Genomic DNA, 316 nt, shown 5'->3' on the forward strand with positions numbered 1-316 from the left:
GCATTGCCGCCCAGTTCGCGGCGTTGCGCGTCATCGGCGGCCAGTCGCACGGCGGCATCGATGAACTGCTCGTCGCTGTCCACGGCTGCGCCGTTCTCGCCATTGCGCAGGTACTCGCGCGCGGCGCCGTAGTCGAAGGCCACGGTAGCCACACCGCTGGCCATGCTTTCCAGGGTCACGTTGCCGAACGTCTCGCTGCGGCTGGGGAACAGGAACAGATCGCCGCGGGCGAAGTGCCGGGCCAGCGCATCGCCGCGCTGGATGCCACAGAAGATGAAGTCGCGGTTTTCATGTGCCCGTTTTTCGCGGGCCGGGC

The 316-nt window shown here is 67.7% G+C and carries 1 protein-coding gene; it reads right to left on the minus strand.

Annotated features, from left to right (window positions below; genetic code table 11):
* The coding region (locus EN850_RS35080; protein ID WP_136093038.1) for a glycosyltransferase at nucleotides 1-316 on the minus strand (316 nt) is incomplete at both ends.

This window comes from Mesorhizobium sp. M8A.F.Ca.ET.207.01.1.1, from assembly GCF_004794715.1.
Taxonomy (GTDB): Bacteria; Pseudomonadota; Alphaproteobacteria; order Rhizobiales; family Rhizobiaceae; genus Mesorhizobium.